27 protein-coding genes are annotated in these 26,825 nt (G+C 72.4%); 13 read left to right on the top strand and 14 right to left on the bottom strand.

The annotated features are described in order from the left end of the window. Positions 1-129: 129 nt before the first annotated feature. The 4 genes from ACZ7GX_RS33350 to ACZ7GX_RS33335 all read right to left on the bottom strand — a co-directional run bounded on the left by ACZ7GX_RS33350 (position 130) and on the right by ACZ7GX_RS33335 (position 5,866). Complete coding sequence (locus ACZ7GX_RS33350; RefSeq protein ID WP_498782595.1) at positions 130-1,731, bottom strand: aminotransferase class I/II-fold pyridoxal phosphate-dependent enzyme; 1,602 nt, start codon at positions 1,729-1,731, stop codon at positions 130-132. Further along, a complete protein-coding gene (locus tag ACZ7GX_RS33345; RefSeq protein WP_498782671.1) occupies positions 1,728-3,062 on the bottom strand; it encodes an NAD(P)/FAD-dependent oxidoreductase in 1,335 nt (444 codons plus the stop codon). Before ACZ7GX_RS33345 ends, ACZ7GX_RS33350 begins: the two co-directional genes overlap by 4 nt. A gap of 221 nt (positions 3,063-3,283) precedes the next feature. Next, positions 3,284-4,744, bottom strand: coding sequence for a phytoene desaturase family protein (gene crtI, locus ACZ7GX_RS33340; RefSeq protein ID WP_498782593.1), 1,461 nt, complete (start codon positions 4,742-4,744; stop codon positions 3,284-3,286). 15 nt (positions 4,745-4,759) lie between these two features. After that, positions 4,760-5,866 (bottom strand): polyprenyl synthetase family protein, encoded by a 1,107-nt coding sequence (locus tag ACZ7GX_RS33335; protein ID WP_498782591.1) that lies wholly within the window; start codon positions 5,864-5,866, stop codon positions 4,760-4,762. A gap of 148 nt (positions 5,867-6,014) precedes the next feature. On the opposite strand from ACZ7GX_RS33335, the gene ACZ7GX_RS33330 reads away from it, so the two are divergent. The 4 genes from ACZ7GX_RS33330 to ACZ7GX_RS33315 all read left to right on the top strand — a co-directional run bounded on the left by ACZ7GX_RS33330 (position 6,015) and on the right by ACZ7GX_RS33315 (position 9,241). After that, positions 6,015-6,941, top strand: coding sequence for a phytoene/squalene synthase family protein (locus ACZ7GX_RS33330; RefSeq protein WP_498782589.1), 927 nt, complete (start codon positions 6,015-6,017; stop codon positions 6,939-6,941). Between the two features lie 93 nt (positions 6,942-7,034). Continuing rightward, positions 7,035-7,997 (top strand): DUF5914 domain-containing protein, encoded by a 963-nt coding sequence (locus ACZ7GX_RS33325; RefSeq protein WP_498782587.1) that lies wholly within the window; start codon positions 7,035-7,037, stop codon positions 7,995-7,997. Positions 7,998-8,078: 81 nt separating this feature from the next. Then, entirely contained in the window at positions 8,079-8,363 is a 285-nt protein-coding gene (locus tag ACZ7GX_RS33320) for a WhiB family transcriptional regulator (RefSeq protein ID WP_498782585.1), read from the top strand. 11 nt (positions 8,364-8,374) lie between these two features. Continuing rightward, positions 8,375-9,241, top strand: a complete 867-nt coding sequence (locus ACZ7GX_RS33315; protein ID WP_498782583.1) for a MerR family transcriptional regulator — start codon at positions 8,375-8,377, stop codon at positions 9,239-9,241. A 47-nt stretch (positions 9,242-9,288) separates the two neighbouring features. Here ACZ7GX_RS33315 and ACZ7GX_RS33310 read toward each other — a convergent pair whose 3' ends face one another. Beyond that, entirely contained in the window at positions 9,289-9,831 is a 543-nt protein-coding gene (locus ACZ7GX_RS33310) for a hypothetical protein (protein ID WP_498782581.1), read from the bottom strand. 60 nt (positions 9,832-9,891) lie between these two features. Here ACZ7GX_RS33310 and ACZ7GX_RS33305 point away from each other — a divergent pair, with 60 nt between their 5' ends. Continuing rightward, a complete protein-coding gene (locus tag ACZ7GX_RS33305; protein WP_498782579.1) occupies positions 9,892-10,332 on the top strand; it encodes a MarR family winged helix-turn-helix transcriptional regulator in 441 nt (146 codons plus the stop codon). A 13-nt stretch (positions 10,333-10,345) separates the two neighbouring features. On the opposite strand, the gene ACZ7GX_RS33300 is transcribed toward ACZ7GX_RS33305, so the two are convergent. From ACZ7GX_RS33300 to ACZ7GX_RS33280, 5 genes are all read right to left on the bottom strand, one after another. Next, positions 10,346-11,920 carry an FAD-dependent oxidoreductase gene (locus tag ACZ7GX_RS33300; RefSeq protein WP_498782577.1) on the bottom strand — a complete coding sequence of 525 codons (1,575 nt, stop codon included), beginning with the start codon at positions 11,918-11,920 and terminating at the stop codon, positions 10,346-10,348. Continuing rightward, positions 11,917-12,633, bottom strand: a complete 717-nt coding sequence (locus ACZ7GX_RS33295; RefSeq protein ID WP_498782575.1) for a class I SAM-dependent methyltransferase — start codon at positions 12,631-12,633, stop codon at positions 11,917-11,919. The genes ACZ7GX_RS33300 and ACZ7GX_RS33295 overlap by 4 nt, the downstream gene beginning before the upstream one ends. Beyond that, the gene (locus ACZ7GX_RS33290) at positions 12,611-12,937 is read right to left on the bottom strand and encodes a lycopene cyclase domain-containing protein (protein ID WP_498782573.1); all 327 of its coding nucleotides are present in this window, start codon (positions 12,935-12,937) and stop codon (positions 12,611-12,613) included. Before ACZ7GX_RS33290 ends, ACZ7GX_RS33295 begins: the two co-directional genes overlap by 23 nt. Continuing rightward, positions 12,930-13,244 carry a lycopene cyclase domain-containing protein gene (locus ACZ7GX_RS33285; RefSeq protein ID WP_498782571.1) on the bottom strand — a complete coding sequence of 105 codons (315 nt, stop codon included), beginning with the start codon at positions 13,242-13,244 and terminating at the stop codon, positions 12,930-12,932. Before ACZ7GX_RS33285 ends, ACZ7GX_RS33290 begins: the two co-directional genes overlap by 8 nt. Positions 13,245-13,343: 99 nt before the next feature. Continuing rightward, entirely contained in the window at positions 13,344-14,324 is a 981-nt protein-coding gene (locus tag ACZ7GX_RS33280; protein ID WP_498782569.1) for a TetR/AcrR family transcriptional regulator C-terminal domain-containing protein, read from the bottom strand. A 149-nt stretch (positions 14,325-14,473) separates the two neighbouring features. Between ACZ7GX_RS33280 and ACZ7GX_RS33275 the strand changes: the two genes are divergently transcribed. Continuing rightward, a complete protein-coding gene (locus ACZ7GX_RS33275) occupies positions 14,474-15,229 on the top strand; it encodes a DUF2306 domain-containing protein (RefSeq protein ID WP_498782567.1) in 756 nt (251 codons plus the stop codon). 51 nt (positions 15,230-15,280) lie between these two features. On the opposite strand, the gene ACZ7GX_RS33270 is transcribed toward ACZ7GX_RS33275, so the two are convergent. Then, positions 15,281-16,381: a BMP family lipoprotein gene (locus ACZ7GX_RS33270; RefSeq protein ID WP_498782669.1), complete on the bottom strand. Its 1,101-nt coding sequence runs from the start codon at positions 16,379-16,381 to the stop codon at positions 15,281-15,283. A 250-nt stretch (positions 16,382-16,631) separates the two neighbouring features. Between ACZ7GX_RS33270 and ACZ7GX_RS33265 the strand changes: the two genes are divergently transcribed. Genes ACZ7GX_RS33265 through ACZ7GX_RS33255 form a run of 3 tightly spaced genes read left to right on the top strand, consistent with a single transcriptional unit; the run spans position 16,632 to position 18,471 of the window. Continuing rightward, entirely contained in the window at positions 16,632-17,606 is a 975-nt protein-coding gene (locus ACZ7GX_RS33265; protein ID WP_498782565.1) for a GNAT family N-acetyltransferase, read from the top strand. Between the two features lie 43 nt (positions 17,607-17,649). Continuing rightward, positions 17,650-18,075, top strand: coding sequence for a DUF6188 family protein (locus tag ACZ7GX_RS33260; protein WP_498782563.1), 426 nt, complete (start codon positions 17,650-17,652; stop codon positions 18,073-18,075). A 33-nt stretch (positions 18,076-18,108) separates the two neighbouring features. Continuing rightward, positions 18,109-18,471 (top strand): hypothetical protein, encoded by a 363-nt coding sequence (locus ACZ7GX_RS33255; RefSeq protein ID WP_498782561.1) that lies wholly within the window; start codon positions 18,109-18,111, stop codon positions 18,469-18,471. 36 nt (positions 18,472-18,507) lie between these two features. On the opposite strand, the gene ACZ7GX_RS33250 is transcribed toward ACZ7GX_RS33255, so the two are convergent. Beyond that, positions 18,508-19,515, bottom strand: a complete 1,008-nt coding sequence (locus ACZ7GX_RS33250) for an alpha/beta hydrolase (protein WP_498782559.1) — start codon at positions 19,513-19,515, stop codon at positions 18,508-18,510. A gap of 17 nt (positions 19,516-19,532) precedes the next feature. Then, positions 19,533-20,855, bottom strand: a complete 1,323-nt coding sequence (locus ACZ7GX_RS33245; RefSeq protein WP_498782557.1) for a cytochrome P450 — start codon at positions 20,853-20,855, stop codon at positions 19,533-19,535. A 176-nt stretch (positions 20,856-21,031) separates the two neighbouring features. Between ACZ7GX_RS33245 and ACZ7GX_RS33240 the strand changes: the two genes are divergently transcribed. The 4 genes from ACZ7GX_RS33240 to ACZ7GX_RS33225 all read left to right on the top strand — a co-directional run bounded on the left by ACZ7GX_RS33240 (position 21,032) and on the right by ACZ7GX_RS33225 (position 25,695). Further along, positions 21,032-21,829, top strand: coding sequence for an SAM-dependent methyltransferase (locus tag ACZ7GX_RS33240; protein ID WP_498782667.1), 798 nt, complete (start codon positions 21,032-21,034; stop codon positions 21,827-21,829). A 337-nt stretch (positions 21,830-22,166) separates the two neighbouring features. Beyond that, positions 22,167-22,892, top strand: coding sequence for a phosphatase PAP2 family protein (locus tag ACZ7GX_RS33235; protein WP_498782555.1), 726 nt, complete (start codon positions 22,167-22,169; stop codon positions 22,890-22,892). Between the two features lie 158 nt (positions 22,893-23,050). Beyond that, entirely contained in the window at positions 23,051-25,114 is a 2,064-nt protein-coding gene (locus tag ACZ7GX_RS33230) for a HelD family protein (protein WP_498782553.1), read from the top strand. A 125-nt stretch (positions 25,115-25,239) separates the two neighbouring features. Further along, complete coding sequence (locus tag ACZ7GX_RS33225) at positions 25,240-25,695, top strand: DUF1877 family protein (protein ID WP_498782551.1); 456 nt, start codon at positions 25,240-25,242, stop codon at positions 25,693-25,695. A 91-nt stretch (positions 25,696-25,786) separates the two neighbouring features. On the opposite strand, the gene ACZ7GX_RS33220 is transcribed toward ACZ7GX_RS33225, so the two are convergent. After that, positions 25,787-26,449: a lytic polysaccharide monooxygenase auxiliary activity family 9 protein gene (locus ACZ7GX_RS33220; protein ID WP_498782549.1), complete on the bottom strand. Its 663-nt coding sequence runs from the start codon at positions 26,447-26,449 to the stop codon at positions 25,787-25,789. Positions 26,450-26,825 lie beyond the last annotated feature (376 nt).

Here is a 26,825-nt window from a genome sequence, read left to right as displayed (position 1 = left end):
ACCCCCCTGGTCGCCGGGGGGGGCGAGGCGCAAGACGAGCCGGAGGAACCCCCCCCTTCGACAGGGTCCCCGCCTCCCGGTTTTCCGGCGGGGGGGGGGCGCTCGCGTTCGCCGCGACCCCCCGTCCCGTCAGAACGAGTTGCCGAACGCGCTGGACAGGTGCTCCTTCGCGTCGCGCAGGGCCTCGTCGATGATGCGCGCGGCTTCCCTCGCCTGCTCCGGCTCGTGCGCGGCCTGCACCTGCAACCGGAAGCGCGAGGCGCCGGTCGGGGTGACGGGGAACTCGACCATGAACGCGAGCACCCCCCGGTCGAACAGCAGGCGGTTGACCGTCCGGGCCAGCTTCTCGTTCCCGATGAGGACCGGCACGATCGGGCTCGGCGAGCCCATGCAGGTCAACCCGCGCGTGGTCAGCTCGTCGCGCAGGGCGTGGATCGCGGAGAACAGCCGCCCGCGCAGGGCGTCGCCCTCGTCGGTGCGGATGATCTGGGCCGCCTTGAGCACCACCGCGGTCTGCATGGGGGACAGGGCGTTGGAGAAGAAGTGGGACCCGGCGAACATCTTGATGTACTGCTTCACCGCGGGCGACCCGGCCGCGACGAAGCCGCCGTTGGAGGCGAAGGTCTTGGAGAACGCGCCCATGACCAGGTCGACCTTGCCCAGCATGTCCTGCATGCCCAGGACGCCGGTGCCGCCGGGGCCCATCGAGCCGAGGTCGTGGGCGACGTCGACCAGCAGGGTCGCGTCGTAGGCGTGGCAGACCTCCTGGAGGGTGACGAGGTCCGGCCAGTCGGCGTCCACGGAGAACAGGCCGTCGGTGATGACCATGATCCCGTTGTGGGTGTCCGTGGCGCGGATCCGGGCCAGGTGGGTGCGCACCGCCTCGACGTCGAGGTGGGTGTAGCGGGTGATGTTCCTGGTCGCCGCACGCGCGCCCGTCTGCAGGCACGAGTGGGCGAGGCGGTCGATGAGGACGTGGTCCTCCTGGCGGACCAGCCCGGTGACCGTGCCGAACCCCGCCGACCACCCGTTCGAGAACAGCGTGACGTGCTCCAGGCCGACCAGCTCGCCGAGGGCGACCTCCAGCTCGTCGGAGATGCGGGTGTTGCCCAGCACCATCGGCGACCCGGCGCTGTGCGGGCCGAAGTCGCGCATCGCCCGCACCGCCGCCTCCCGGATCTCCGGGTGGGCGTTGAACGACAGGTAGTCCTGGGAGTTGAAGTTGATGCCCCTGGCCGGTTTGCTCAGGTCGTTGGTGATGGTCGCGAACCCGCCGGGCGCGGCCTCCAGGACCCGGGAGTACTGCCAGGTCTCGGTGCGCCTGCGCGCCTCCACCCAGCCGTGGAACTCCTCGGTGCGGCCGAGCAGGTTGGCCCCGACGGGCCGGAAGAAGTCGTAGGCGTTCTTGTCGAGCGCGTAGTCCTCGTCGGGGTCGATCGCGGGCGCGGCCGTCGTCGCCGGCTCCCACATCGGTTCGAGGTCGGCGCGGACCGCCGGGTAGTCCTCGTCGAAGAAGCGGACCACCTCGTCCTCCGGGAGGGTGTCCAGCTCCTCCAGGTCCTCCCACGGGATGTGGGACGCCCAGTTCCGCATCATGTCCGACACCTCGCGGGCGGCCTCGGCGACGGCCTTGGCCGCGGCGAGCGGGTCGAGGTCGGCCGCGTCGGCGGCGGCGATCAGCGCGGCGACGACCTCGCCGTCCTCGCGCTCGTGGGCCAGGACGCCGGTCATCGGGTCGCCTCCGCCGCCACGCGCAGGAACGGGTTGCGCTGGTACTCGCGGTAGGTCGCCTCGAAGTCGGCGAACGCGTCGTGCTCCAGCGAGGACTCCTTGGCCGTGTCGTTGAGCAGGAACACGTTGGACGGGTCGAAGAACTCCGACACCGGCGCCACGTCGACGTGGGTGGCGATGAACCGGTCGGTCTCCGCCTGGTTGCCGCGCAGGATCGCGAACAGCTGCAGCTCGTCGTGCCGCAGCGGCTTCATCTCCGCGAGCGTGCACACGTAGTCGTAGTAGGCCGCGGCGGTCTGGCTGCGGCGCTTGGCGGCGTACCCGGCCATGGCGGTGTCCCGGTCGGTCTCGCCGCCGAGCCACCGGCCGACCGCGTCCGCGGCCAGCTCCGCGTCACGCAGGGCGTGGGTGATCCCGAGTGCCGTGCACTGGTCCTTGAACGACTCGGCGTCGCCCACCAGCACCCAGCCGGGTCCGTGGAGCTGTCTCAGGTACGCGGCCTGGTCGAGCGTCCCGTAGAAGCGCTCCTCCCGCCGCGCCCCCGCGACGGTGTCCGCCGCCTCCTCGCTGATCAGCCCGAGCGCGCGGTGGAAGTTGCCCTCGACGTCGGCCCGGAACTCCGCGGCCCACTCGCTGGGACCCCACGTCAGCACCATGGTCTGCCCGTGGTTGGTCGAGGCCATCGCCATCCCGAGCCTGCCCCGCCGGTGGATCTGCGCGTCGGCGTCGGGGATGCCGCTGAAGTAGCTCCAGTACGCGTAGGTGCACCTCGGCCGCTCGTCGAACTTCTCGACCCCGAGAGCCCGCGCGACGAACGAGTTGCGCCCGTCGGCCCCGATCACGACCTGCGCGTGCTCGACCGTGCCGTCCCGCCCCTTGATGCCGATGACGGTCCCGTCCTCGTCCCGCAGGAGCTCTTCGACGGTGTAGCCCTCGCGGAACTCCACACCGGCGCGGACCGCGTTGTCGACCAGGATCTTGTCCAGCACGTGCCGGCGAACCGAGAAGTACTCAGTGGTGATACCGGTGTCGTCGTCGTGCAGCAATCGGAACTGGTTGCGCAGCAGCTCTTCGGGGACGCTGCCGCTTAACGAGATCCCATTGTTGACCACCGTGACCTCGGTGTGGGCGGGTGTCACGGCCCGGACCTGGTCCAACACCCCCAGGCGGTTCAGGTAGGACGCTCCGTGCGGCCAGACGAAATGCGTGGACAGGACATCACTGGGAAAACGCGACCGGTCCACCACCAAAACCCGGAGCCCCCGTCGGGCCAGGTGCGTACCGACGGCCGCCCCGGCACACCGACCACCTATCACAATGGCGTTGTACATGTCGATCATCCCAACAGTGTCCCAATACCCTGTACAGGGCCGAACGGCCGAGCGTCCCCCTGCTTTCGGGGCACCGGTCATTCACCGCCGCGATCGACGAATCGGACGCCCCGATCAGGCGGTTCCGGACGCGGATTCGAATTGCAAAGTGACGATTCCTTGCATCTCTGCGATTCCGCGCCTGATCGGCATCGGGACGCGCTCTCCGCCGGACCGCTCTTTCACCGCCGCCGAAGCCGCTCGGCGGCCAGCCTGCCCGAGATGAGCACCGGCGGGATGCCGACGCCGGGCGTGGTGCCGCCGCCCGCGAGCACGATGTTGCCCTCGCGGAACGGGAGGTTGCGCGGGCGGAACGGGCCCGTCTGGGTGAAGGTGTGCGCCGCCGAGAACGGGGTGCCGGCGGCCTGGCCGGCCCGCCCCCAGTCGTCGGGCGTCGTCACGGACAGGACCTCGACGTCGGGGTCGAGCAGCTTGCGGGCGACGAGCTCGTCCACGACCTCCGCGGCGTAGCGGCGTCCGACGGCGTCCCACCGGATCGGCGCGGCGTCCAGGTTCGGGCACGGTGCGAGCACGTAGTGCAGGTGCCGTCCCTCCGGGGCCAGCCCGGGGTCGGTGAGGGTCGGCGTGGTGAGCAGCAGGGACGGGTCGCTCATCAGGCGGCCCTCCCGGATGATCTCGTCGAACGTGGCCTCCCACGCGGCGCCGAACGAGATGGTGTGGTGGGCCGTCCGTTCGACCACCCGGCGCGCGCCGAGGTGCACCACCATCGCCGACGGCGACCACCGCAGCGTGCGCCGTGGTTCGCCGCGCAGCAGCCGCGTGCTCTGGGCGGCGCCGGTGGCGAGCACGACGGCGTCGCAGGGGAAGCGGCCGGTCGTCGTGCGGACGGCGGTCACCCGCGGGCCGGTGCGGTCGAGCGAGACCACCTCGGTGTCGTAGTGGAACCGGACCCCTGCCGCCGCGGCGGCGTCGGCGAGGGCCTGCGGGACCGCACGCATGCCGCCGCGCGGGAACCAGACGCCGGCGATCGTGTCCATGTAGGCGATCACGGCGTAGGCGGCGAGCGCGTCGGTGGGGGACACGCCCGCGTACAGCGCCTGGAACGTGAAGACCCGGCGGAGCCGGTCGTCGTGGAGGAACCGACCCACCGCCCGGGACAGGGAGCCGAAGCCGCCGAGCCGCGCGAGGGTGACGAGGTCGCGGCCGAGCAGGTCGAGCGGCGAGTCGAAGCTCGCGCCGATGAACCGGTCGCGCTCGACCCGGTACAGCCGGGTCAGCCAGGCGCGCAGCTCGCGGTAGCCCTCGGCCTCGCGGTCGCCGGCGAACCCGGCGATCGCCTGGCCCATCGCGTCGGCGTCGGTGTGCACGTCGAGCGCGCTGCCGTCGGCGAACTCCGCCCGGTACGCCGGGTGCAGCGGCACGAGGTCGAGGTGGTCGGCGAGTCGTCCGCCCACCGCCGCGAACGCGTCCTCCAGCAGTTCGGGCATGGTCAGCACGGTCGGCCCGGTGTCGACGAGGTGCCCGGCCACGTCCAACCTGCCCGCCAGGCCGCCGGGGTGGCCGTGCTGCTCCAGCACCGTCACCTCGTGCCCGGCCCCGCGCAGGTGCAGCGCGGCGGACAGACCGGCCAGGCCCGCGCCGACCACGACGACCGAGTCCGTGCGGCCTTTCACCACGTGCACCACGGCGTTCCCCGATCAATCGCGGCGGCGGACGGCCTTGACCGCCAACTGCCTCAGGTGCGTTCGGGCGACGTCGTCGACGGCCGCCCGGTCGAGCGCGGCGAGACCGCTCGCGGTCAGCGCTTCGATGTGCTCCTCGACGGCCTCCGCGGCGCCGTGGTCGATCAGCAGCGCCCGCGCGGCGGTCACGGTCCCGTCCGGCACGGGTCCGCCGTCGAGGCAGCGGAGCAGCGTCCGCGCCGCCGCGTGGTCGCCCGCCGCGGTGGCCCGGGCGATCGCGATGGCCATCAACGGGGTGCGCTTGCCCTCGCGCAGGTCCTCGCCGACCGGTTTGCCGGTCACCGCCGGGTCGCCGAACGTGCCGATCAGGTCGTCGCGCAGCTGGAACGCCACGCCGATGTCGCGGCCGAACACGCGCAGGCACTCGATCACGTCGACCGGCGCGCCGGCGAGCGCGGCGCCGAGGTGCAGCGGCCGTTCGACGGTGTACGCGGCGGTCTTGAGCGCCGCGACCCGCAACGCGCCCTCCAACGACCGGTCCCGGCCCGCGACCGCGAGCAGGTCGAGGTGCTGACCGGCCATCATCTCCGTCCGCATCCGCTGCCACGGCCGCCACGCGCGCTGCAACGCGTCGGCGGGCAGCCCGGCCGTGACGAGCGCGTCGTCGGCCCACGCCAGCGCGAGGTCGCCGGCCAGGATCGCGGTGGAGTCGCCGTAGCGGCGGGCGCTGCCCGACCACCGCGACCGCCGGTGCCGCGCGGCGAACGCCTCGTGCACGGCGGGTCTGCCGCGCCGGGTCGCCGAGCGGTCCATCACGTCGTCGTGCACCAGCGCGCAGCACTGCAACAGCTCCAGCGCCACGAGCGCGCGCACGACGGCCTCGGCGGTGTCGCCGTGCACCTCACCGCCCGCCGCCCGCCAGCCCCACCACGCGAACGAGGGCCTGATCCGCTTGCCGCCGGCCAGGGCCAGCGCGCGGACCTCCTCGGCCAGTTCCCCTGCGGCGTCGACCTCCGGGCGCGTGCGGAAGAAGTCGTCCAGCTCGCCGGCGAACCGCGCCGCGAACGAGTCGGGCGCCGGGGGAGTGGGCGTGCGGGTGTCGACGCCGGCCAACAGCGACATCGTCGCTCCCTCGCGTGGTGGGTCGGGGCTCTGCGGATCGAGCTAAGCAGCGCGACGCGCGTCCCGCACAACGAGCGGCGTTGGTTGTGCGGTGGGTCGCGGGCCGACTTAGCGTGAGGAGGTGCCATCGCGGGAAGGACGCCCACGCATGTCCGCAGACCGGGAACTGGATGCCGCGGGCATCACCGAACCACAGCTGCGCGACGCCTATCGACGGTGCCGCGCGCTCAACGCCGAACACGGCCGCACGTACTACCTGGCGACGAGGATGCTCGGCCCGGAGCAGCGGCCCGCCGTGCACGCGCTGTACGGCTTCGCCCGGCGGGTGGACGACATCGTCGACGACGTCCACAGCGGACCGGCGCGCAAGGCCGAGGGCCTGGCGGCGGTCGAGGCCGACCTCGCCTCCGCGCTGGACCTGGGCACGAGTGCCGATCCCGTCGTGACGGCGCTGCTGGACACCGTGCGCCGGTACGACATCCCCACCGCGCACTTCCGCGACTTCATGGCGTCCATGCGGATGGACCTGACCGTCACCGACTACGCCACCCGCGCCGAGCTGATGCGGTACGCGCACGGTTCGGCGGCGGTCATCGGCCTGCAGGTGCTGCCGGTGCTCGGGACGGTCGTGCCCAGGCAGGAGGCGGAGCCCGCGGCCGCCGCGCTCGGGATCGCCTTCCAGCTCACCAACTTCATCCGCGACGTCGGGGAGGACCTCGACCGCGGCCGGGTGTACCTGCCCGCCGACGAGCTGGCGGCCTTCGGCGTCGACCGGGACCGGCTGTCGTGGGCCCGTGCCGCCGGCCGCGTCGACGACCGGATCCGGGCGGCGCTGCGCGACCAGGTCCGGCGCACGCGCCAGGAGTACGCCCGGGCGCTGCCGGGCATCGCGATGCTCGCGCCTCGCTCGCGGCCGTGCGTGAGCACCGCCTACCGGCTCTACGGCCGGATCCTCGACCTGGTCGAGGAAGCGGACTGCGACGTGCTGTCCCGGCGCGTCGCGGTGTCGAACGGCCGCCGGCTCGCGGTCGCGCTGCCCGCGTTCGCGAGGGCCGTGCTCGCCCGCACGGCCTGACCGCTGGAGGAGAGAGATGCCCGACCGTCTGCCGTTGTGCGCGTTCGTGAGGGCCGTCCTCGCCCCGTACGGCCTGACTACCGGAGGAGTGACATGCCCGACCGCTTGCCGTTGCGCGCGTTCACCAGCCCGCCCTGGTCGCAGCAGGAACCGACCTGGCGGGACGCGAAACCCGCGCTCATCGAGGCGGCGCTGAAACGCGCCACCGCCCGGCCCTCCGGCAACTGGTTCGTGGTCGCCGCGAGCCGCGAGGTGGTGCGGGACCGGCCGTTCGGTCGGACCGTCGCCGGGCGCGAGGTGGTGCTGTGGCGCGGGCCGGGCGACGTGCCGGTGGCCGGTCCCGGCTCGTGCCCGCACCTGGGTGCGCCGCTGTGCGACGGCGCGGTCAGCGGCGGCAGGCTGGTCTGCCGGTGGCACGGGCTGGCACTGGGCGGAGAGCGGTTCGGCGGGTGGAGCCCGTTCCCCGCGCACGACGACGGCGTGCTCGTCTGGGTGCGCCTGGACGACGTGGGCGGCGAGGAACCCCTGCCCGAACCGGTGCTGCCCGCACGCCCGGCGGGCAGGGCGCTCGACGCGGTCACCACGCTGATCGGCCGCTGCGAGCCCGAGGACGTGATCGCGAACCGGCTCGACCCGTGGCACGGGGCGTGGTTCCACCCCTACTCGTTCGCGAACCTCCGGGTGCTGGAGACGCCCACCGAGGAGCGGGACCGGTTCCTGGTCGAGGTGACGTTCCGGGTGGTCGGCAGGCTCGGCGTGCCGGTGACCGCCGAGTTCACCTGCCCCGAACCGCGCACGGTGGTGATGCGCATCGTCGCCGGCGTCGGTGAGGGCAGCGTGGTCGAAACCCACGCCACCCCGCTGGGCGAGGGGCGGACGGCCGTGGTCGAGGCCACCCTCGCGCACTCCGATCGACCCGGGTTCGCGCTGGTCAGCAGGGCCGCGCCGGCGATCCGGCCGGTGATGCGGCGGGCCGCCGCACGGCTGTGGCGCGACGACCTCGCCTACGCCGAGCGCCGCTACGCCCTCCGGTCGAAGGGCGTGCTGCCCGGCTGAGACACCCTCAAGTTGAAACGGTTCTGAGTCGATTTTACGATGGGGTCCGTCAGCATCGCCGACTCGCCGAGGACGTGCGCCATGCCCGAGCTCTCCCGCCTGCCCCGCCCCGTCGCCGAGTCCTGGGACTGGCAGCTCTCCGGTCTGTGCCGAGGCATGGACAGCACCTACTTCTTCCACACGCCCAACGAGCGCGGCTCCGCCCGTGAGCGGCGCGAAGCCATGGCGAAGGCCATCTGCCACCGGTGCCCGGTGATGCGGGAGTGCCGCGAGCACGCGCTGGAGGTGCACGAGACGTTCGGCATCTGGGGCGGCCTGGGTGAGAGCGAACTGCGGGCTATGCTCTCCGAACGCGCCAGGAAGTGAGCCCGCAGTCGATGAGTTGGACACCCCGCGCGGTCGCGGCGATGCTCGGCATCTCGCCGACCACGCTGCGCACGTGGGACCAGCGCTACGGGCTCGGGCCGTCCGACCGCACGGCGGGCGGGCACCGCCGCTACCGCGACGACGAGGTGGACCGGCTGCGGCGCATGATCGCGTTGACCGCGCAGGGCGTCGCGCCCGCCGCCGCGGCCCGGCAGTCGCTGGAGCACGCCCCGGCGTCGCCGCCGCCTGCCAGGCCCGAGCTCACCGCCGCCGCGGCCCGTTCCGCCCGGCGCGGGTTCCTGGCCGCCGCCGACCGGCTCGACGAGCCGCGCGTGCGGCGGTTGGCGGCCGAGCTGATCGCCGGGCACGGTGTCGTGGCGGCCTGGCAGGAGGTGCTCGCGCCGTTCCTCGTCGAACTGGGCGAGCGGGTGCGCAAGCGCGGCGCCGGGATCGAGGTGGAGCACCTGGCCAGCGCGGGCCTGCTGCACGCGCTGCGCGCGGTGCCCCACCCCGAGCGCGACGGCGTGCTGACCGCGTTGCTGTCGTGCGCACCGGACGAACAGCACACGTTGGCGCTGGAAGCACTCGGTGCCGCACTGTCCGAAGCGGACCGCCGGTGGCGCAGCCTCGGCGCGCGGGTGCCGTCGACGGCGTTGCGCGACGCGCTGGAACGCCTGCGCCCGGCGGTGGTCGTGGTCTGGGCGCACCACGTCGACCTCGCCGCCGCCGTGCCGATCGGGGAACTGGGGCGGAGCACCGACGCGGTGCTCCTGGCCGCGGGCCCCGGCTGGGAAGGGCTGCCGTTGCCCGAGTCCGTGCGCCGGCCGGCCACGCTGGCCGACGCCGTGCGCCTGGTCGTGGACCCGCTTGGCGGTTAATGGCGCGGCCGGCACCGGTGCGGGTAGGTAGCCGCACCGTCCTCGCGTCACACCGCCCCGGCCACCGGGGTCGAACTCGTCGGTGCCGCCGCGCGTTCCTCGGGTGATCGGTGGAAGATCGCCAGGAGGGCGAACCAGACCAGGATCAAGATGCCGGCCGGACGCAGGAACGATTCCGGGAGCACGTTGCCCACGAAGGAGTACGCGGCGAGCCAGACGCCCGTGACCACGCCGACCGCGCGGACCGGCCACGTCTTGCCGACCAGGGAACTCGACACGATCCAGACGCCGGCGAGGACGTGTCCGCCGAGCCGGACCGCCCAGGCGGTGTCGTGCGCGACGTCGTTGATCATCAGGATGCCGGCGAGCACGTCCAGTGCCACCCAGCCGTAGCCGGCGGCCTTGGCCCACGGCGCCGCGTCCAGGCGCGAGACGAGGAAGAGGATGGAGAGGTGGAAGAAGACGCCCAGGTATTCGCCCCACGCCACGCGCGGGTCCACGAAGAAGGCGACAACGGCCGGGAGGAAGAGCACGAGCGGGAGGAGTGCCGCAAAGCGCAGGTCGGCGTGGTGCCGTCGGCTGGCGAGCATCGAAGAAGTCCTTAAGTTCGGCTGCCTTGTAGGGTCGAACCGTAGAAGGGTGGTGTTGACATGTCAACACTTGGTCCGGGTGAGTCGACCGAGCTGTGGTTGCTGTGGAAGCGCGCGTACGAGACGGTTCGCGCCGCGGTCATCGCCGACATGACCACGGCGTCCGGCCTCTCCGAGGCAGAGCTGAGTGTGTTGGTGTGCCTGCACGAATCGGGCGGTGCACTGCGGCAGAACGCCATCGCCGCAGCCCTGGGCTGGGACCGGACCCGGCTCTCGCACCAGCTGACCAGGATGGAGAAGCGCGACTACATCGAGCGCGGCAAGGTCGCGAACGGGGTCGAGGTCACCCTGCGACCGGCGGGGCGGCGCACGGTCGACGCGTCGGTGCCGACCCTGGACGCCTCGACTCGTCGTCACCTGCTGGACCGCCTGGGCCCCGACGACGCGAAGGCGCTCAAGGACATCGTCGAGCGGTTGCTGTCCGGCGAGAACAGCCGCTGACCACCCGTCTCGGCTACCCGCCCCCACCAGTGCCGTCGCGGTGCTGGGACGGGTCGTCGGGCGCCGGGGTCCGGCCCCACCGGCGGGCGACGGCGCGCAGCAGAGGACCCCGACCCGCGGTGGGCACGCTCCACAGCTCCGTCCCGGCGACGCCCCACCGGCTCAGCAGCCGGTTCGCCGCGGCGAACCCCGTGGTCGCCGCGCGTTCCATCAGCGCGACGGGCAGGTCGATCCGCACCAGGTCGCCCGCCAGCACGAGGAACTCGTCCGGGGTGCCCACGGTGGGTCGACGGGCGAACCCTCCCGCCGGGAACAGCGGGCAGTCGGCCCGCAGCTCGTGCCGCTCGTCCACCACACCCGCCCGCTTGGTCTCCGGGTAGACCTCGGTGAGCTGCTCCCACAGCCGCGCCCGGGGATCGGGCTCGTCGGACGGCAGCGCGTACCCGTGCAGCTCCACCACCGAGCCGCCGGTGCGGGCGGCCCAGGCCCGCGCCTCGTGCTCGTAGTGGTCGAGCACGCTCACGTTGTCCAGCAGCCCGTACCCGCTGGTGCCGAGGAAACCCGGGCGGTCGGGTTCCACCGGCCGGTCGAGCCAGTACCGCGACACCAGGAACGGCGGCGCGGTCCGCAGGTCCGCGATCCGCTCGCGCCACGCGGCGTCACCCAGCCCGGGTGACGCGGCCACGACCCGGCGCAGCCCGGGCACGTCGGCGGCCAGCACGACCGCGTCCGCGTCGAGCACGTCACCGGCCACGTCCACCGCGAACCGCCTGGTCCCGCCGGGTCGCACCGACCGCACCTCGACGCCCCGCCGCACGGTGGCGCCCAGCTCGGCGAGGTGGCGGCCGAGCGGTTCCCACAGGCCGTGCGGGAACGGGTCGGCCGCCACGTCGAACAGCAGGCCCTCCGCCGAGCCGAGGAAGTAGACGTGGAACATCACCGCCAGCTCGGCCGCCGACATGCGGCTCGGGTGGGCGAAGAAGCTGCGCGAGAACACCTCGAACGCCAGCGCGTGCGCGGGCCGGGGGAAGCGGATCCGCTCCAGGTAGGTGGCCGCGTCCAGCCCGTCGAGCTCCCGGTAGACCTCGGGCACCGACACGTCCAGCAGCGGCAACGCCGCCCGCGCGTCCACCGACGGCAGGTCGGACCACCGGAACGTCGGGCTGCGGCGCAGGAAGGCCAGCGCGTTCCAGGGCAAGGTCGTGGGCAGCCCGGCGAACCCGTCCCGGTGCCCGCCGGTGTGCCACAGCGGGTAGTCGGGCAGGCCCACCAGCGCCCGACCGCCGGGATCGACCCGGCGCAGCAACGAGCGCAGGTTGTAGTACTGCCGGAAGAACGCGTGGAAGCCGCGCGTCATCGTGACCTCGCTGCCGTCGGCGAGCCGGGTCGGCCACCCGCCCACCCGGCCGCCGAGGTGGTGCTCGCGCTCGCACACCACGACCCGGGCCCCGCGCTCGGCGAGGATCGTCGCGGCGGCCAGCCCCGCGATGCCCGCGCCGACCACGACCACGGTCGGCGCCTCCCCGTCGAACCGCGCGCGACCCGAGGGTGCGGCGACGCGAACCGCCTTGCGGTCACGAGGCTTCACGGACGCTCCCGTTCCGGCGCACGCCCCGCGAAGGTGTGCACGACCCCGAGCTGCCACCCCGGCACCGGACGGCTGCGCACGCCGACGAACCCGGTGCGCCGGAGTCGGTCGCGCAGCGCGCCCGCGCCGTCGAACCGCAGCACGCTGCGCCACAGGTAGGTGTAGAGCGAGCGGTCGCCGGTGAGCAGCCACCCGGCCGGCACGACGACGAGTCCGCACATCGCGGTCCAGATCGCCGTGCGCGGCAGGGAATCCCGCACGGAGTACTCGTGCAGCACGAGAGGCGCACCCGGCTTCAACAGCCCGCGCACGGCCCGCAGCGCGGCGTCGGGATCGGTCAGGTTGCGCACGAGGTAGGCGGCGAACACCGCGTCGAACGGCCCGCGCACCTCCAGGTCCTCGACCCGGCTGTGCACGAACGCGACGGTGTCCGGCCACCGCTTGGCCCGTGCCCGCGCGAGCATCCCGGCGGACGCGTCCACCGCGACGACCTCCGCCTCCGGCGCCACGTCCAGCAACGCCGCGGTCGACGCGCCCGTGCCGCAGCCCAGGTCCAGCACGCGCAGCCCGGCGCCGCGTCCGCGCAGGCCGAGCGCCCGCGCCGAGGTCCGCAACGCCCGGTGGTAACCGGGGTTCAGCCCGACCAGCAGGTCGTAGCCCCGCGCCGCGCGGTCGAACGACCCCGGCACGTCAGCGGCGGTCAGCCGAGTCACGCGCACTCCTCCTCCGCTCCCACAGCAGCAGCACCGCGGTCACCATCGCGAACCCGTACAGGAAGTCCTCGACCGGGATGTCCCACGGCGCCCGCACCCCGCTGATCGCCCAGTCCGCGTACAGCACGACGGGCGCGTCGAGCCTGGTCAACCACCCGTCCACCGGGACCTGGAAGCCGAGCACGATCGCCATCGTGACCCAGTAGACGACCCGTCGGAACAACCCCGTGCGCAGGACCAGCAGCTCCCACAGCACCACCAGGACCGCCGCGGTCGTCGCGGCCAGCAGGTACTCCCTAGCCATCGCGCAACAACCGGCCGACGGCTTCGTAGGTCAGCAAGGCGCAGAGCGGGATGGCGACGAAGAACAACACCTCTTCGATCGGCAGGACACCGCCCAGCACCACGCCCGTCGTGCCGTCGCGGTGGAAGCTCCAGTGCCCGCGCGCGATCGCCACGACGTCCCACACGACCAGCACCAGCAGCACGGGCAGGACCGTCCGTGCCACCTCGGGCCCGCGGCGGTACACACCGCGGCCCACCCACTCCAACGGCAACGTGACGAGCAAACACACGGCGAGCACGGCCACGTACTCGTACTGGCTTCTCATCGCACCTCCGCGGCTCTGCCTGTCGTCGACAGTAAGAGCTCGCACGTGGGTCCGCATGACAAGCGGCCGCGACCACCGGGTGATCGGCACCCGGGCGGACTACGGCTTGCCCGGTCGGGGAGAACGTCGCCGGTCGGGTGGTCGCGGGTCGGCCCGATCCCCGAGCAGGGCGGCGAACCCGTCGAGGTGACGTGCCAGGCCGTACTCGAAGAGCTGGTCCAAATCGGACGCCACACCCTGAGGAATCGTTGCCAGCAAGGGGAACTGCCCACCGGCGAGCAGTTCGTCGGCCCGTGCGCGCTGCGCCAGCCACCACCGGTCCAGCGGCACGCCGGTCTCCTGCTCGGCTTCGACCTCGTCCGCCAGGGGCAGGGCCGCGGTGATCACCAGTGCGTGCAGCGTGAGCGCTTCGCGGACCCGTGTCCCGATGGGCAGTCCGAGCCCGTCGAGCGCGCGCAGGACCCATTCCGTCTGGGCCATCATGTTGGGCACGAGCAGCGGGCGGGTGAACGAGACGGCTCGGGGCAGCCAGAGGTGCCGTCGGCACAGCCGCCACTGCCGGCGGGCGATCAGCTCCAGCTTGGCCCGCCACCCCGGTGGCCCTTCGACGGGCAGGTCCGCTTCGCCGAAGACCACGTCGGCCATCTGCGCGACCAGCTCGTCCTTGTTCTCCACGTGCCGGTACAGCGACATCGGGCCGACGCCGAGCTCGGCCGCCAGCCGCCGCATGGACACCGCGTCGAGCCCTTCGGCGTCGGCGATCGCGATGGCGGTGCGCAGCACGTGCTCGCGGTTCAACGCCTGCCGGGCGACGCCCGCCCGCACGGCCCGGTCGGTCGACCGCGCCGGGTCGGTGCGGGCGCTGATCACCGTGCCGGACCCGACCTTCGTCTCCACCAGGCCGTCGTCGCGAAGGGCCGCCACCACCTTGGTCGCGGTCGCGACGGCCACGCCCCACCGCTGGGCGATCTGCCGGGTGGAGAGCATCCGGTCGCCGGGCCGCAGGTCGCCGGTCAGGATCCGGGCGCGGAGCTCCGCGGCGATCCGCAGGTAAGGAGGGTTCGGCCGTGGTGACGACATGCCGAAATCGTACTAGTCCAGTTCTTCGAGGTACTAGTGCACTTCGGAGCCGTAAAACGCGATCGCTGCGTGCCTCGTCGATACGGTGTACGCATGTCGCCAATACGGTGTACGCACCCGCCTGCCCGTCCCGCCATGGACGAATCGTCATGACCTCGACCGCGCCGCGCGCCGCTGCGCCCGACCGTGCGCGAGCCTGGTGGCGTCGCCCGTGGATCGCGCCGCTGATGACGGTGGCCGCGGTGTTCCTCGCCTTCTCCGTGCCGCCCTACCTGACCTTCGACCCGTCCCTGTCCCGCCTGCGACCGCCGGAGGGCGACGACCTCTACTACCCGCTGCTGGTCGGGCACGTCCTCTTCGGCGCCGTGGCCATGGTGACCGCCTGCTTCCAGGTCTGGCCCTCGTTCCGCGCGAGCCACCCGCGCGGGCACCGGATCACCGGCCGGATCTACGTCTTCGCGGGCGCGCTGCCCGCCGGCGTGCTCGGGCTCTACGTCGGCTGGCACACCGCGGCGGGCCCCTCCGTGCGCGTGGCCAACCTCGTGGGCTCCGCCCTGTGGGTGGCCGTCACGATCATGGGGCTGCGGATGGCCCGCCGGCGCCGTTACGGCGAGCACCGCAGGTGGATGTCGCGCAGCTTCGCGCTCAGCATGTCGATCACGTTGAGCCGGGTCGTCACCATCATCGCCACGATCGTGCTCATGCCGCAGCTGGACACCACGTTCAAGGGCAGCCGGGAACTGCTCCAGTACAGCTCCGCGAGCATCGGGGTCTGGCTCAGCCCCTTGCTCCTGCTGCTGATCACGGACTGGGTGCTCGAACGCCGCAAGCCCGCCGCGCGCCGCCAGGCCGCCGGTGGCACGGGGCCGCCTCGCGGCGCGGACGCCACCGCTCAGGTCCGGTGATGGGCCACCGGGCGTTGCGGGACGCTGGCCCGCAACGCCCGGCGGCACGGACTAGCGCTTGTCCGAGACCTTGATCCTGCCCTCGATGATCTGGGCCTTGAACCCCTCGAGGATGCCCTGGAGGTTCGCGTCGATCCGGCCGCCCGACGTGGCGTAACCGACGCCGTTCACCTTGAGGTCGAAGACGTCCGGCAACGAGGCCAGGTCGTTCTTCGCGGCGGCCTTGAAGAAGTCGTACACCGCCACGTCGACGCGCTTGAGGCTCGACGCGACGATGACGTCCTTGGTGTCCGCGAGCGCCGGCTGGTTGTACTGGTCGGCGTCGCACCCGATCGCCAGCACGCCCGCCTGCTTCACGGCGGAGAAGACGCCGATGCCGGACGCGCCCGCGGCGGGGTAGAGGACGTCCGCGCCCTTCTCGATGAGGCCCTTCGCGGTTTCCAGGCCCTTCGCCGGGTCCTGGAAGCCGGTGAAGTCGGTGGCCGGCGTGATGTACTTCTTCTCCACCACGATCTTCGGCGCGGCGGCCTTCGCGCCCTGGACGTAGCCCGCCTCGAACTTGTGGATCAGCGGGATGTCGACGCCGCCGACGAAGCCGACGTGGCACTTCTTGCTCTGGTACGCGGCCACGACCCCGGCCAGGAACGCGCCCTCCTGCTCGGCGAAGACCAGTGGCGTGACGTTGGCCGCGCCCTCGACGGCCGAGTCCACCAGACCGAACTCCACGTCCGGGAACTCCGGCGCGACGACCCGCAGCGCCTCGGTGTACGCGAAGCCGACGCCGACGATCGGGTCGAAGCCCTCGCGCGCGAGCTGCCGCAGGCGGGACTGCTTCACCGACTCGTCCTCGTTCGGGGCGGCGGAGAGCTCCCGGGTGTTCTCCTTGGCGACACCCAAGTCCTTGATCACCCGGTCGAACCCGGCGGCGGCGAGGTCGTTGAACGACGCGTCGCCACGGCCGCCGATGTCGTAGGCCAGACCGATCTTCAGCCCGCTTCCGTCGACCTTGTCCTCGGACTTGGCGTCGTCGGCGGCGCCGGCGCTCGACGTGGCGGGCGGGCTGGGCGGGGTCGCGAACTCGCACGCGGCGCCGGCGACGTCGGTCGACCCGGTGCTGCCACCGGAGTCCTTCGCGCAGGCGCTCACGACCATGAGGGTGGTCAGCGCGATAGCGGCCACAGCGGTGCCACGGACAGGACGGCGCACGGCTCGGTTCCCTCCCAGTTCGTCGAGCGGACACTCCCCCCGCTGGGGGTATCAGGGCTCGCGCGACGGACCGTACCTTGCTCACCGTGACCGTTCGGACGAGCGTTCACCTATTGGGAACGCGTGCGGCACTCGGTCCGGCGACGGACCGGAAACCGAGCGACAACCCCGACGCGCGGGCAATACTGTGCGCCGCATGGACGAACAACCCGCCTCGCTCACGTGGCGGCCGCTCACCCGCGAGGACGCCAAGGCGTCGGCCGACCTCCTCAACGCCATCGAGACCGTGGACCGGATCGGCGAGAACTACACCGAGGAGGACACCCTCCAGGAGCTGGTCGACCCCTACGCGGACCTGGAGCGCGCGAGCCTCGCCGCCTTCGACGGCGAGGTGATGGTCGGGTACATGAAGATCCGCTACCAGCCGGTCGCGGAAGAGGTCCACCGGGTGTTCCTCGACGGCGGCGTCCACCCGGGCTACCGCCGCCGCGGCATCGGCGCCGCGCTGGTGGAAGCAGGGGTGGCGGCGGCGAAGGCGGTGCACGGGCGACATCACCCCGCGCTGAAGCTCGTGGTCGACGTCCACAAGGTCGAGCACATCGCCGGTGTGCCCGAACTCGTCCGCTCCCGGGGCTTCGCGCCGGTCCGCTACTACCGGTACCTGGAGCACCCGCTCGGCGACGCGGTCCCGGACGCGGCGATCCCCGAAGGCCTGCGGGTCGAACCGTGGTCGGCGCGCAACGACGAGGAGTTCCGGTCGATCCGCAACGAGTCGTTCAGGGACCGCTGGGGCTCGGCGCCGATGCCCGTGGACGCCTGGCGGAACAAGATCACCAACCAGACGTTCAGGCCGGAGGCGAGCTTCCTGGTCCGCGACGTGGCGAGCGGGGCCGGGGTGGGCATGCTGGTGACCATGCACTGGGAGGCCGACACGGTGGCCACCGGCCGTCGTGACGCCCGCTTCATGCTCGTCGGAACGCTCCGGGAGCACCGGCGGCGGGGTGTCGCCGGCGCGCTGATCGGGCACGCCCTGCGTGCCGTCGCCGACCAGGGCTACGACCGCGCTTGCGCGAGCGTGGACTCGGCGGACCCCTCCGGCGCATCGGGGATCTTCGAGAGGGCCGGCTTCACGCCGACGATGCGGCACGTGCGCTGGGCGCTCGAAGCATGACGCACCGGCCGGCCGCCGACCCCCGCAGGCCGTCGTGGCTCCGGTGACCGCGGGTCTGGTCCGGGCAGGCGACGACGCCTGGCGCCTGCCCCTGGCCGGGCTGTCCGTCGCCCAGTGCCGCGTCGACCACGCGGTGACCTTCCTCTTCGACTCCCCGGACGGGACCTACGACCTGCGGATCGAGGAGGACTTCGCCTTCGTGTCGGCCGAGGGCGTCGAGGTCGTGCTGCGACCGGAGACCGACCCGACCGGGTTGGGCCCGGTGCTCGCCTGCACCCGCACGTCGGTCACGGAGGCCCTCGCCTTCGACGACGGGCGCCTGACGGCGTCGTTCGCCGACGGCAGCGGGCTCGCGGTCGACAGCTCGCGGGAGTACGAGCCGTGGATGCTGTCCGGCCCCGCCACACTGCTGGTCGTGTCCACTCCGGGCGGCGGCCTGGCGGTGTGGCAGGACCGCCTGATGCTCTGAGACGAGCGCGACCGGATCTTGGGAGGTGTCGAGTTGTCGGGTGCGGTGTTCCGCGGCATGCGGCCGTGGGCGTTGGACGCCGGGATCGTCGAATGCGAGGGAACGGCTCTGGGCGTGGTCGACCTCCACAACGAAGCCGACGTCGTGGAGGTCGTGATCACCACTGACGGCACGGTCCGCCTGCGCTTTTCCCACCCGATGAGCGGGCGTGCGTTCGAGTTGGCGTTCACCGGCGTTTCCCGGTTCGAGGCGACCCGTCTCGATCACCACCCCGACGACGCGGCCCTGTTCCACGACCTGAGCCACGTTCCGGTCGAGGGCGGCTCGGACTGCGAGATCACGCTGGCGGCACTCCGGTTGGAGCTGAGGGCGGCCGGGGTGGAGTTCTCCGTCTGATCAGCGGTCCGGGACGGTGGTCGGGAAGGCGCCCGGTCAACCGATCCCGTTGGTCCACTCGGCGACCGCGCGGTGGTAGCCGGGCGCGTTCGGCGAGAAGTTGAGCGAATGCCCGTAGCCGGGGACGACGTAGGCGCTCAACCGGGCCTCGGGCGCGTAGAACGGTCCCTCCGACGTGCGCAGCGCCTCGCTGGACGAGCAGTCCGCGCCGAGCGGCGGGCCGCAGAAGTTCCCGTCGCCGCCGCCCATGACGACCATGACCGGCACGGTGATCCGCCGTGACACCGGGACGAGCTGGCTGATCAGCACGGTGCCCACGGTCTCCGCCGGCGTGACGACGTCCTTGGTGGCTTCGTCGAAGTCGAGCGCGCCCCGCTCCGCCACGCCGGGCGCGTGGAACGACGAGTGCCGGGAACCGGCGATCGTGGTCAGGTAACCGAGGTCGAGGCCGTGCGCCCGCGTGCGCGGGTCGAGCGCGGCCGGGACCAGGGTGGTGAACACCGGCACGGCGCCCGGCAGGTTGATCCGGTGCGTGAGCCCGGTGATCACCACGCCGTCCACGTCCCGGTACGCGTCCGCCTCGATCGTGGCCACCGCCGAGCCGATCGAGTGGCCGACCAGCACGACCCGGTCGAACCGCGGCCGCAGCGACCCGACCACCGCGTGCACCGCCCTGGCCTGGGTGGAGAGGTCGAGCAGGACGCTCAACGGCTTGGAGCTGCGCCCGCTGCCGAGCCGGTCGACGGCGACGGTCGCGATGCCGGCCCGGTTCATGGCCTGCCGGTAGGACCGGGTCTCCGGGACGTGGCCGATGTCCCAGTAGGCGCTGTTGTACGTGCCACCGGGAACCAGCACCTGGAGCGTCGTCGCGCCCGGCGGCACGCACAGCCGGCCGTACACCGAGTGCACCGCCAGGGCGACCCGCACCGGCACCCTCACGTCCTCGCACGCGGTCTGCTCCGCGCCCGCCGTGCCGGGTGCGAGGCAGAACCCGGCGGTGAGCAGCGCGACGGCGACGATCCGGCGCAAGCGCAACGAACCCACGGACGACATCCTCCAACTCAGTTCCGGGGAACCGCCGTCATCAGCATCCCGCTGGGGTAGGCGGCGGAGGTGAACTTGACCCGCACGGGCTTGCCCGGCACGGGTACCAGCCGCCACCGGGCCGCCACGGTGGCGACGGCGATGGCGATCTCGGTCTGGGCGAACAGGTTCCCGACGCACTGGCGCGTGCCCGCGCCGAACGGGACGTACGCGCCCTTCGGGATCAGCGCGGCGCGTTCGGGGGACCACCGGTCGGGGTCGAAGCGGTGGGGGTCGGAGAACGACGCCGGGTCGTGGTGCAGGGCGTGCGGGCTGAAGATCACCTCGGCGCCGGCGGGCAACGCCACGTCGCCCAGTCGCACGGGCGCGAGAGTGCGCCGCATCAGGAACCACACCGGGTACGCCCGCAGCACCTCGTTCACGACCTGCCGGAGGTAGACCAGGCGGCCGACGTCGGCGAACGTGGGTGCGCGCCCGCCGAGCACCTCGTCGACCTCGGCGTGGACGCGGCGCTCGACCTCCGGGTGCCGGGCGAGTTCGTGGAACGTCCAGGCCAGCGCCAGCGCGGTGGTCTCGACGCCGCCGACGAGCAGCGTCATGACCTCGTCGTGGACCTGCTCGTCGGACATGCCCGCGCCGGTGTCCGGGTCGCGGGCGGTCAGCAGCACCGACAGCAGGTCGCCCCGGTCGACGCCGTCCACCCGCCACCCGCGCACCACCTCCAGCACGATCGCCCGCATGCGCGCGATGGCCTGGTCGAACGCGCGGTTGCCCGGCAGGGGGAGCTTCTCGACGAACGACGGCGACAGCGCGCGGATCATGCCCTGCTTGAGCACGGTGAACAGCGACCGGCGCACCTCGTCGACCGCGCGCTTGCCCAGTTCGGTGGAGAACAGCGCCTCGCCCACGATGGTGACGGCCAGCGCCTGCGCGTCCTCTTCGACCACGCGTACCTGGCCGGGGCGCCAGTCGGCCGTCCAGTCGGCCGCGGCGCGCGCCATGGTCCCGGTGTAGTGGGCGATCCGGTTGCGGTGGAACGCGGGCCGCACCATCCGGCGCTGGCGCTGGTGGAACTCGCCGTTCGAGGTGGCCAGACCGTTGCCGAAGATCGGCTGGAACCTGTCGAACAAGGCGCCCTTCCTGACCGACGTTCCCTTGGCGACGAGAAGCTCGTGGACTAATCGAGGATTCGTCACAAAGTAGGTCCGCATCGTGCCGAGGTCAATTCGGACGACGTCGCCGTGATTCCGCAATAATGCGGTGAACAGGTGTCGGCGGCGCAACATCGACACGGTGTGGCCGAGCACGGGAAGGCGACCCGGGGCCACCGGGACGGACATATCCGCTCCTCGCCTCTGTTGTCGGGACGGCCCACCATAGAAGCCGTTCGGGTGAGGTCGACAGTGCCCGATCGGGTGACTGCGCGCACTCGGGTGTCGCAATGACGCTATCGACCGGCTGGTTAGGATGATGCCCTCTTTCCGAAAGGGTGTTCGCAGTGGTGCAACCGGAGTGGATTCCCCAGAGCGTCGACATTTCGGTGCCGAGCATGGCCCGCACGTACGATTACCTGCTGGGCGGCGCGCACAACTTCGCGGTGGACCGCGACCTCGCGGTGCAGGTCGAGCGCATCATGCCCGACGCCCGGTCCGCGGCCAGGGTGAACCGGGCGTTCCTCGGTCGGGCCGTGCGGCACATGGTCGAGCGGGGCATCACCCAGTTCCTCGACATCGGCTCCGGCATCCCGACCGTGGCCAACGTGCACGAGGTCGCCCAGGCCGAGGACCCCGAGTGCCGCGTGGTGTACGTCGACAAGGACCCGATCGCGGTGGCGCACAGCGAGCTGATGCTGGCGGAGAACGACCGCGCGGCCGTCGTGCACGCCGACATGCGCGACCCCCGGTCGATCCTCGGCCACCCGGAGACCCGGCGGCTGCTCGACTTCGACCGGCCGATCGGCCTGCTGGTGCTGATGATGCTGCACTGGGTCCCCGACGAGGCCGACCCGTGGCGGCTGATGGCGACCTACCGCGAGGCGCTGGCGCCCGGCAGCCACCTGGCGATCACCCACGTCACCGCCGACAACCAGGACGAGGGCCTGTCCGACGTGACGGACCTGATCAAGGACAGCCGCAGCGCCGACCAGCTCAACGAGCGCTCGCACGACCAGGTGCTGGCGCTGTTCGGCGACTTCGAGCTGGTCGAGCCCGGCCTGGTCGGCTGCGCGGCGTGGCGGCCCGGCGGTCCCGGCGACATGTCCGAGACCCCGGGCATGAACATGGTGATCTACGGCGGGGTCGGTCGGAAGCCCTGACCTGCCCGCGTGCCGCCGGCACGCTCCGGCCGGCCGAGATCCCGGCGAGGCGTTGACCTCGAAGACCGCGCTCGCGGCACCGGCGTCTGTGAGGACGCTCGACGCGCGGGTGAGCGCCCCGTGCTCGAAGAGGTGCAGGACGCGGCGCGTCAGGTAGGGGTGGTGGGACGGTTGGCGCACTGAGGAGTCTCCCCGTGGGTGGTTCCGTGCCCCTGACCGGCGCGACTTGACGAAGGTCAAGTGTGGTCGGTGTCGAAGGTGGGGTCAGGTCCGTGCCGGAAGTGCGCGGCGCCCGCCCCTGTCTCGCTCCTAACTTCGCATCGAGCGGAGTCGACCCGTGGACGCGGGTCGGTGGAGGGGACGTGACGAAGTGCGGTGGGGTGGGACGACCCGGTCCGGGAGCGACCTGTACGACGGGATCGTCGAGGTGGCGGGTGCGGCGCCGGCGTGGGTGCGGGGGATCTTCTCCTGGTACACCGACGTCGGCCTGCTGCTGTTCGGCGCGCTGTTCGTGCTCACGTGGTGGCGGGCGCGCGGTCGCAACGACTCCGAGGCCACCGCCGCGGCCCTGCTCGCGCCCGCGTCGACCGTCGTCGCGTACGTCGTGAGCGAGCTGCTGAAGACCTTGGTGGACGCGGACCGCCCGTGCCGCGCGCTGCCGGTGGACGCGATCATCGCGCGGTGCCCCGAGGTGGGTGACTGGTCGTTCCCCAGCAACCACGCCACGATCGCGTCGGCGGCGGCCGTCGGCCTGGCCCTCGCGTGGCGCGCGCTCCTGCCGTGGGTGGCGGCCATGGCCCTGCTGATGGTGTTCTCCCGCGTGTTCGTGGGCGTGCACTACCCGCGCGACGTGGTGGTCGGCCTGCTGCTCGGCGCGGCCGCGGCGTGGTCGGTCCTCCGGCTCGGCACGCCCCGACTGACCGCGCTGGTCCTGAGGTCCGGCGACCACCCCCGGCTGGGCCGGCTGCTGCACGCCACGCCGCCCGACCTGACCGCGACCCGCCGACTCCGGCGGCCACCGCTGCCCGGGCGGCGCGACCCCCGTCAGGGCGGCGGGCGCTGACCGCACGTCGGCGGCACTGTCCGATGTGGACGTTCCGCTGGACCGGCGTGCCGTCCGACCGGCGCGGCTGAGGCCGCCGGGAAGAACAAGACTGTTCCTGGGCGGATTCGCCGCGCATCCTCGACGCCACTGATCGTCGATTCGTGGGGGCGCGGGGCGTGAGCGGCAGTGAGGTCGAGAGCGAGCAGGAGTACGTGGCGGGCCTGTACGCACGGGTGGACGCCCTGCGGGACGAGGCGGCGGCGCACTTGGCGGCGGCCCGGCGCGCCGGTGCGGACCGGGACGCGGTCGCCGTCTGGGAAGCGGAAACGACCCGGCTGGACGCCGTGGAACAGGGGCTGTGCTTCGGGCGGATGGACCTGCGCGACGGCCGCCGCGTCTACGTGGGCCGGCTCGGGCTGTTCCGGGACGAGGACGACGAGCCGTTTTTGGTGGACTGGCGCGCGCCTGCGGCCCAGGCGTTCTACACCGCGACCGCGGCCGCTCCACAAGGCCTGCGGCGTCGTCGGCGGATCAGCACGCGTGGCCGGGTGGTCGTCGCGCTGGACGACGAACTGCTCGACCCGGACGTCGCGGGCGCCGATGGAGGCCTGGTCGGGGAGGCGGCGATGGTGGCGGCGGTGAGCGCGGACCGGACCGGCCGGATGCGCGACGTCGTCGCGACCCTGCAAGCGGAGCAGGACCGGATCGTCCGGGACGAGTACCGGGGTGCGCTGGTCGTGCAGGGCGGTCCGGGCACGGGCAAGACGGCGGTCGCGTTGCACCGCGTCGCCTACCTGCTGTACCGGCACCGGCACCTGCGCACCCGCGGTGTGCTGGTCGTGGGCCCGAGCCGGATCTTCCTCGACTACATCGGCCAGGTCCTGCCCGGCCTGGGCGAGCACGGCGTGGTGACCGCGACCATCGCCGACCTGCGCGCGGACGTCGAGGTCAGCCGGGTGGACCCGCCCGGCGCCGCCGAGCTCAAGGGCCGGGCGGGCATGGCGGACCGGCTGGCGGCCGCGGTCCGCGCGCGGGTCCGGGTTCCCGACGAGCCGGTGGACGTCTGGTTCGAGCGGCACGTGCTGCGGCTCGACCCGGAGACCTGCCGCCGTGCCGTGCGGAACGCCGCCCGCACCGGGCTCCCGCACAACCGGGCCAGGCTGGTCTTCCACCGGGAGGTCGTGGACGTGCTCGCGCGGCGGCTGGTCGAGGAGCTGGAGGCCGTCGTGCTCACCGACACCGGCGAGGCGATCGACGGCGGCAGCGCCGACGGGCGGCTCGGCGAAGCGGACCTGCGCGCGCTGGCGGCCGCGGGCGTGGTGATCGACCAGGACGATCCCGGCGGGGGACGGGACGTGCTGGACGAGGCCGACCGGGCCGCGCTGCGGGACTCGTTGCTCGCCGACCGCGGCGTCCGGGTCGTGCTCGACGACGTGTGGCCACCGCTCACCCCGGAGCGCGTGGTGGCGGACCTGCTCGCCAAGCCCGCGGGGGACTGGAGCGCCGCGGACGTCCCGCTGCTGGACGAGGCGGAGGCCCTGATCGGCCGTGACGGCGACGGCCGGACGACCTTCGGGCACGTGGTCGTCGACGAGGCGCAGGAGCTGTCCGAGATGGCCTGGCGGATGCTGATGCGCCGGTGCCCCACCAGGTCGATGACCATCGTCGGCGACCTCGCCCAGACCGGGGACCCGGCCGGCGCCTCCTCGTGGGCGGACGTGCTGCGACCGCACGTGGACGACCGCTGGCGGCTCGCCGAGCTCACCGTCAACTACCGCACCCCGGCGGAGGTCATGGCCGCCACCGCGGACCTGCTCGCCACCCACCACCCCGGACTGCGACCGCCCCGGTCGGTCCGGTCGACCGGCGAAACCCCGTGGCGCGTCGGCACGACTCCCGCCGACCTGCCCGAGGTCGTCGCCGACCTGGCCCGGGCGTGGACCGGCGGCCGACTCGCGGTCATCGCCCCACCGACCCACTTCGACGCCCTGGCGACCGCGTTGTCCCTCAAGACGCCGGCGGACCTGACCGACGAGGTGGTGCTGCTCGGTCCCGGCCAGGCCAAGGGACTGGAGTTCGACTCGGTCCTGATCGTCGACCCGACCGCGATCCTCGACGCGGCGCCGCTCGGCCACCACGACCTCTACGTCGCCATGACCAGGGCCACCCACCGGCTGGGCGTCGTCCACCCGGGACCACCACCGGCCGAACTGTCGGCCCTGCGCGAGCTGCGGCGCTGACGACGCCGCGGTGGACCGGGCGTTCGCCGATCGGCGACCAAGATCGACGAACGCCCGGCGGCGGCGGGTGCGGCCGTGGAAAACTGGCCGTCGATCGAAGCGGCCGAGGCGGGAGTGGTGGATTCATGGGCATGACGCTGTCGTTCACCCGGGTCACCCCGGAGGAACTGGACCGGGCGTTCGAGGACCCGGAGCTGGCGTGGGAGCACGTGGACGACGAGGGCCGGCCGGACTGCTTCCTCGAGAAGTCCTGGGCGGGCATCCAGTTCCTGCTGGACGAGGCCGGGGTGAGCGTCGACGTGTACGAGGACGGCGACGCCATCGACGAGGAGTGCACCCTCTTCGGTTGGCACGACGACATGGTCGCGGCGGCCGCCAAGGCCTTGGGCGCGGTGCCGTTCGAGGTGTTGGAGGGCTACTACGACCCGCGGAAGCTGAGCGAGAAGGACGTCTACCCCATGAGGCACCTCTGGGACGACGACGACCTCGACTACCTGCGGCACAACTACCGGGACCTGGTCACGTTCTTCGAGGAGACGGCCGCGTCGGGAGGCGCGGCGATCCGGCACTTCAGCTTCTGACCCGCCGACCGGCCCGAGCGGAAGAACGGCCCGGCGCGAGTGTCGCCGCGCCGGGCCGGGTACTTCCGAGTTCCGGTCGTTCGCCGGATTCCTAGCCGAAGTTCACGTCACTGCACCACATGTAGGCCTGGTCGAGGTGCGAGGCCTGCCAGATGGTGAAGACGATGTGGTGCCCTCGGTACGAGCCGTTGGTCGAGATGTTGAACCTGATGTCCTTGGCGGGCGCGTACCTGCCGGTCTGCGTGATGAAGTCGAGGTTGTCCCAGCCCAGGGTCTGGGTGGCCGGGTTGAACCCCTGCTTGCTGATGTACACGCGGAAGTAGTCGGCGCCGTGGCTGGCCTGGTCGTACAGGTGCATGGTGAAGCTGCTGCCGACGCTGGTCTGCTTCCACTGACCGGGGGTGTTCAGGGAGTTGTTGCGGGACAGGGCGTTGCTGCAGAGCTGCCCGTTCGGGGTCCGTCCCTGGAAGTTCCCGCCGAGCCCGTCCCGCAGCGCGCTCATCCAGTTCCACATGGTGTCGGCGTTCGCCTGGAACGCCTGGTAACACATGGGGTCCTGCTGCTGCATGGCCGGGTTCGTGTGCTGACTGCCCCACGTCTGCCAGCACTGGTACTGGCGGGTGGCGGGACCGACGATGGTGCCGTGGGCCGAGGCCGTCGGCGACCAGACGAGCATGGTGGCCATCACGCCGAGGATCAGCGCGATGATGCCCTGCCGTCGGGTGACGGACACCGAGGTGCTGCGCATTCGCATGGAGGAACCTCCACTCTTCGGATGGTTGAGCGGCGGCGGCGGAAAATGGGAGCGCTCCCAGACCAGTCATCACACTATACGTCACTCACCGAAACTTCAACGAAACATTGTGTAGTGGTCGCGGCTTTCCGCATCTCGGGAACCGCAGGCGGTTGACGTGCGGCAATGGGTCCCCGCTCGGGTGTGCCGGCGATAGTGCCCGGTATGACCGGTTAGCTGCGGAGTACGGGCATGTCCGCCGACCGGCGCAGAACAACGGCACCCATTCGGCAACGGCGCGCTAGTGTCCTCCGCCGGAAATCCGCCTACTAAGTCTAGTGTGGGTGGATGACGCGGATCGGACGGCCGCCCGCCGAGGTGAGGTTGAGCGAGCAGG

Source organism: Actinosynnema sp. NPDC037264 (assembly GCF_055603705.1).
Note: the sequence above shows the minus strand (reverse complement) of the source record. Positions and strands in the feature narration are given on the sequence as shown.

Bases quoted from the DNA above. Each gene is read 5' to 3' on its own strand.
- ACZ7GX_RS33220 (WP_498782549.1), bottom strand. From the start codon at position 26,449: ATGCGAATGCGCAGCACCTCGGTGTCCGTCACCCGACGGCAGGGCATC.
- ACZ7GX_RS33325 (WP_498782587.1), top strand. From the start codon at position 7,035: ATGCCCGACCGCTTGCCGTTGCGCGCGTTCACCAGCCCGCCCTGGTCG.
- ACZ7GX_RS33345 (WP_498782671.1), bottom strand. From the start codon at position 3,062: ATGTACAACGCCATTGTGATAGGTGGTCGGTGTGCCGGGGCGGCCGTC.
- ACZ7GX_RS33285 (WP_498782571.1), bottom strand. From the start codon at position 13,244: ATGAGAAGCCAGTACGAGTACGTGGCCGTGCTCGCCGTGTGTTTGCTC.
- ACZ7GX_RS33305 (WP_498782579.1), top strand. From the start codon at position 9,892: ATGTCAACACTTGGTCCGGGTGAGTCGACCGAGCTGTGGTTGCTGTGG.
- ACZ7GX_RS33270 (WP_498782669.1), bottom strand. From the start codon at position 16,381: ATGGTCGTGAGCGCCTGCGCGAAGGACTCCGGTGGCAGCACCGGGTCG.
- ACZ7GX_RS33245 (WP_498782557.1), bottom strand. From the start codon at position 20,855: ATGTCCGTCCCGGTGGCCCCGGGTCGCCTTCCCGTGCTCGGCCACACC.
- ACZ7GX_RS33225 (WP_498782551.1), top strand. From the start codon at position 25,240: ATGGGCATGACGCTGTCGTTCACCCGGGTCACCCCGGAGGAACTGGAC.
- ACZ7GX_RS33290 (WP_498782573.1), bottom strand. From the start codon at position 12,937: ATGGCTAGGGAGTACCTGCTGGCCGCGACGACCGCGGCGGTCCTGGTG.
- ACZ7GX_RS33350 (WP_498782595.1), bottom strand. From the start codon at position 1,731: ATGACCGGCGTCCTGGCCCACGAGCGCGAGGACGGCGAGGTCGTCGCC.
- ACZ7GX_RS33280 (WP_498782569.1), bottom strand. From the start codon at position 14,324: ATGTCGTCACCACGGCCGAACCCTCCTTACCTGCGGATCGCCGCGGAG.
- ACZ7GX_RS33310 (WP_498782581.1), bottom strand. From the start codon at position 9,831: ATGCTCGCCAGCCGACGGCACCACGCCGACCTGCGCTTTGCGGCACTC.
- ACZ7GX_RS33330 (WP_498782589.1), top strand. From the start codon at position 6,015: ATGTCCGCAGACCGGGAACTGGATGCCGCGGGCATCACCGAACCACAG.
- ACZ7GX_RS33315 (WP_498782583.1), top strand. From the start codon at position 8,375: ATGAGTTGGACACCCCGCGCGGTCGCGGCGATGCTCGGCATCTCGCCG.
- ACZ7GX_RS33275 (WP_498782567.1), top strand. From the start codon at position 14,474: ATGACCTCGACCGCGCCGCGCGCCGCTGCGCCCGACCGTGCGCGAGCC.
- ACZ7GX_RS33320 (WP_498782585.1), top strand. From the start codon at position 8,079: ATGCCCGAGCTCTCCCGCCTGCCCCGCCCCGTCGCCGAGTCCTGGGAC.
- ACZ7GX_RS33335 (WP_498782591.1), bottom strand. From the start codon at position 5,866: ATGTCGCTGTTGGCCGGCGTCGACACCCGCACGCCCACTCCCCCGGCG.
- ACZ7GX_RS33265 (WP_498782565.1), top strand. From the start codon at position 16,632: ATGGACGAACAACCCGCCTCGCTCACGTGGCGGCCGCTCACCCGCGAG.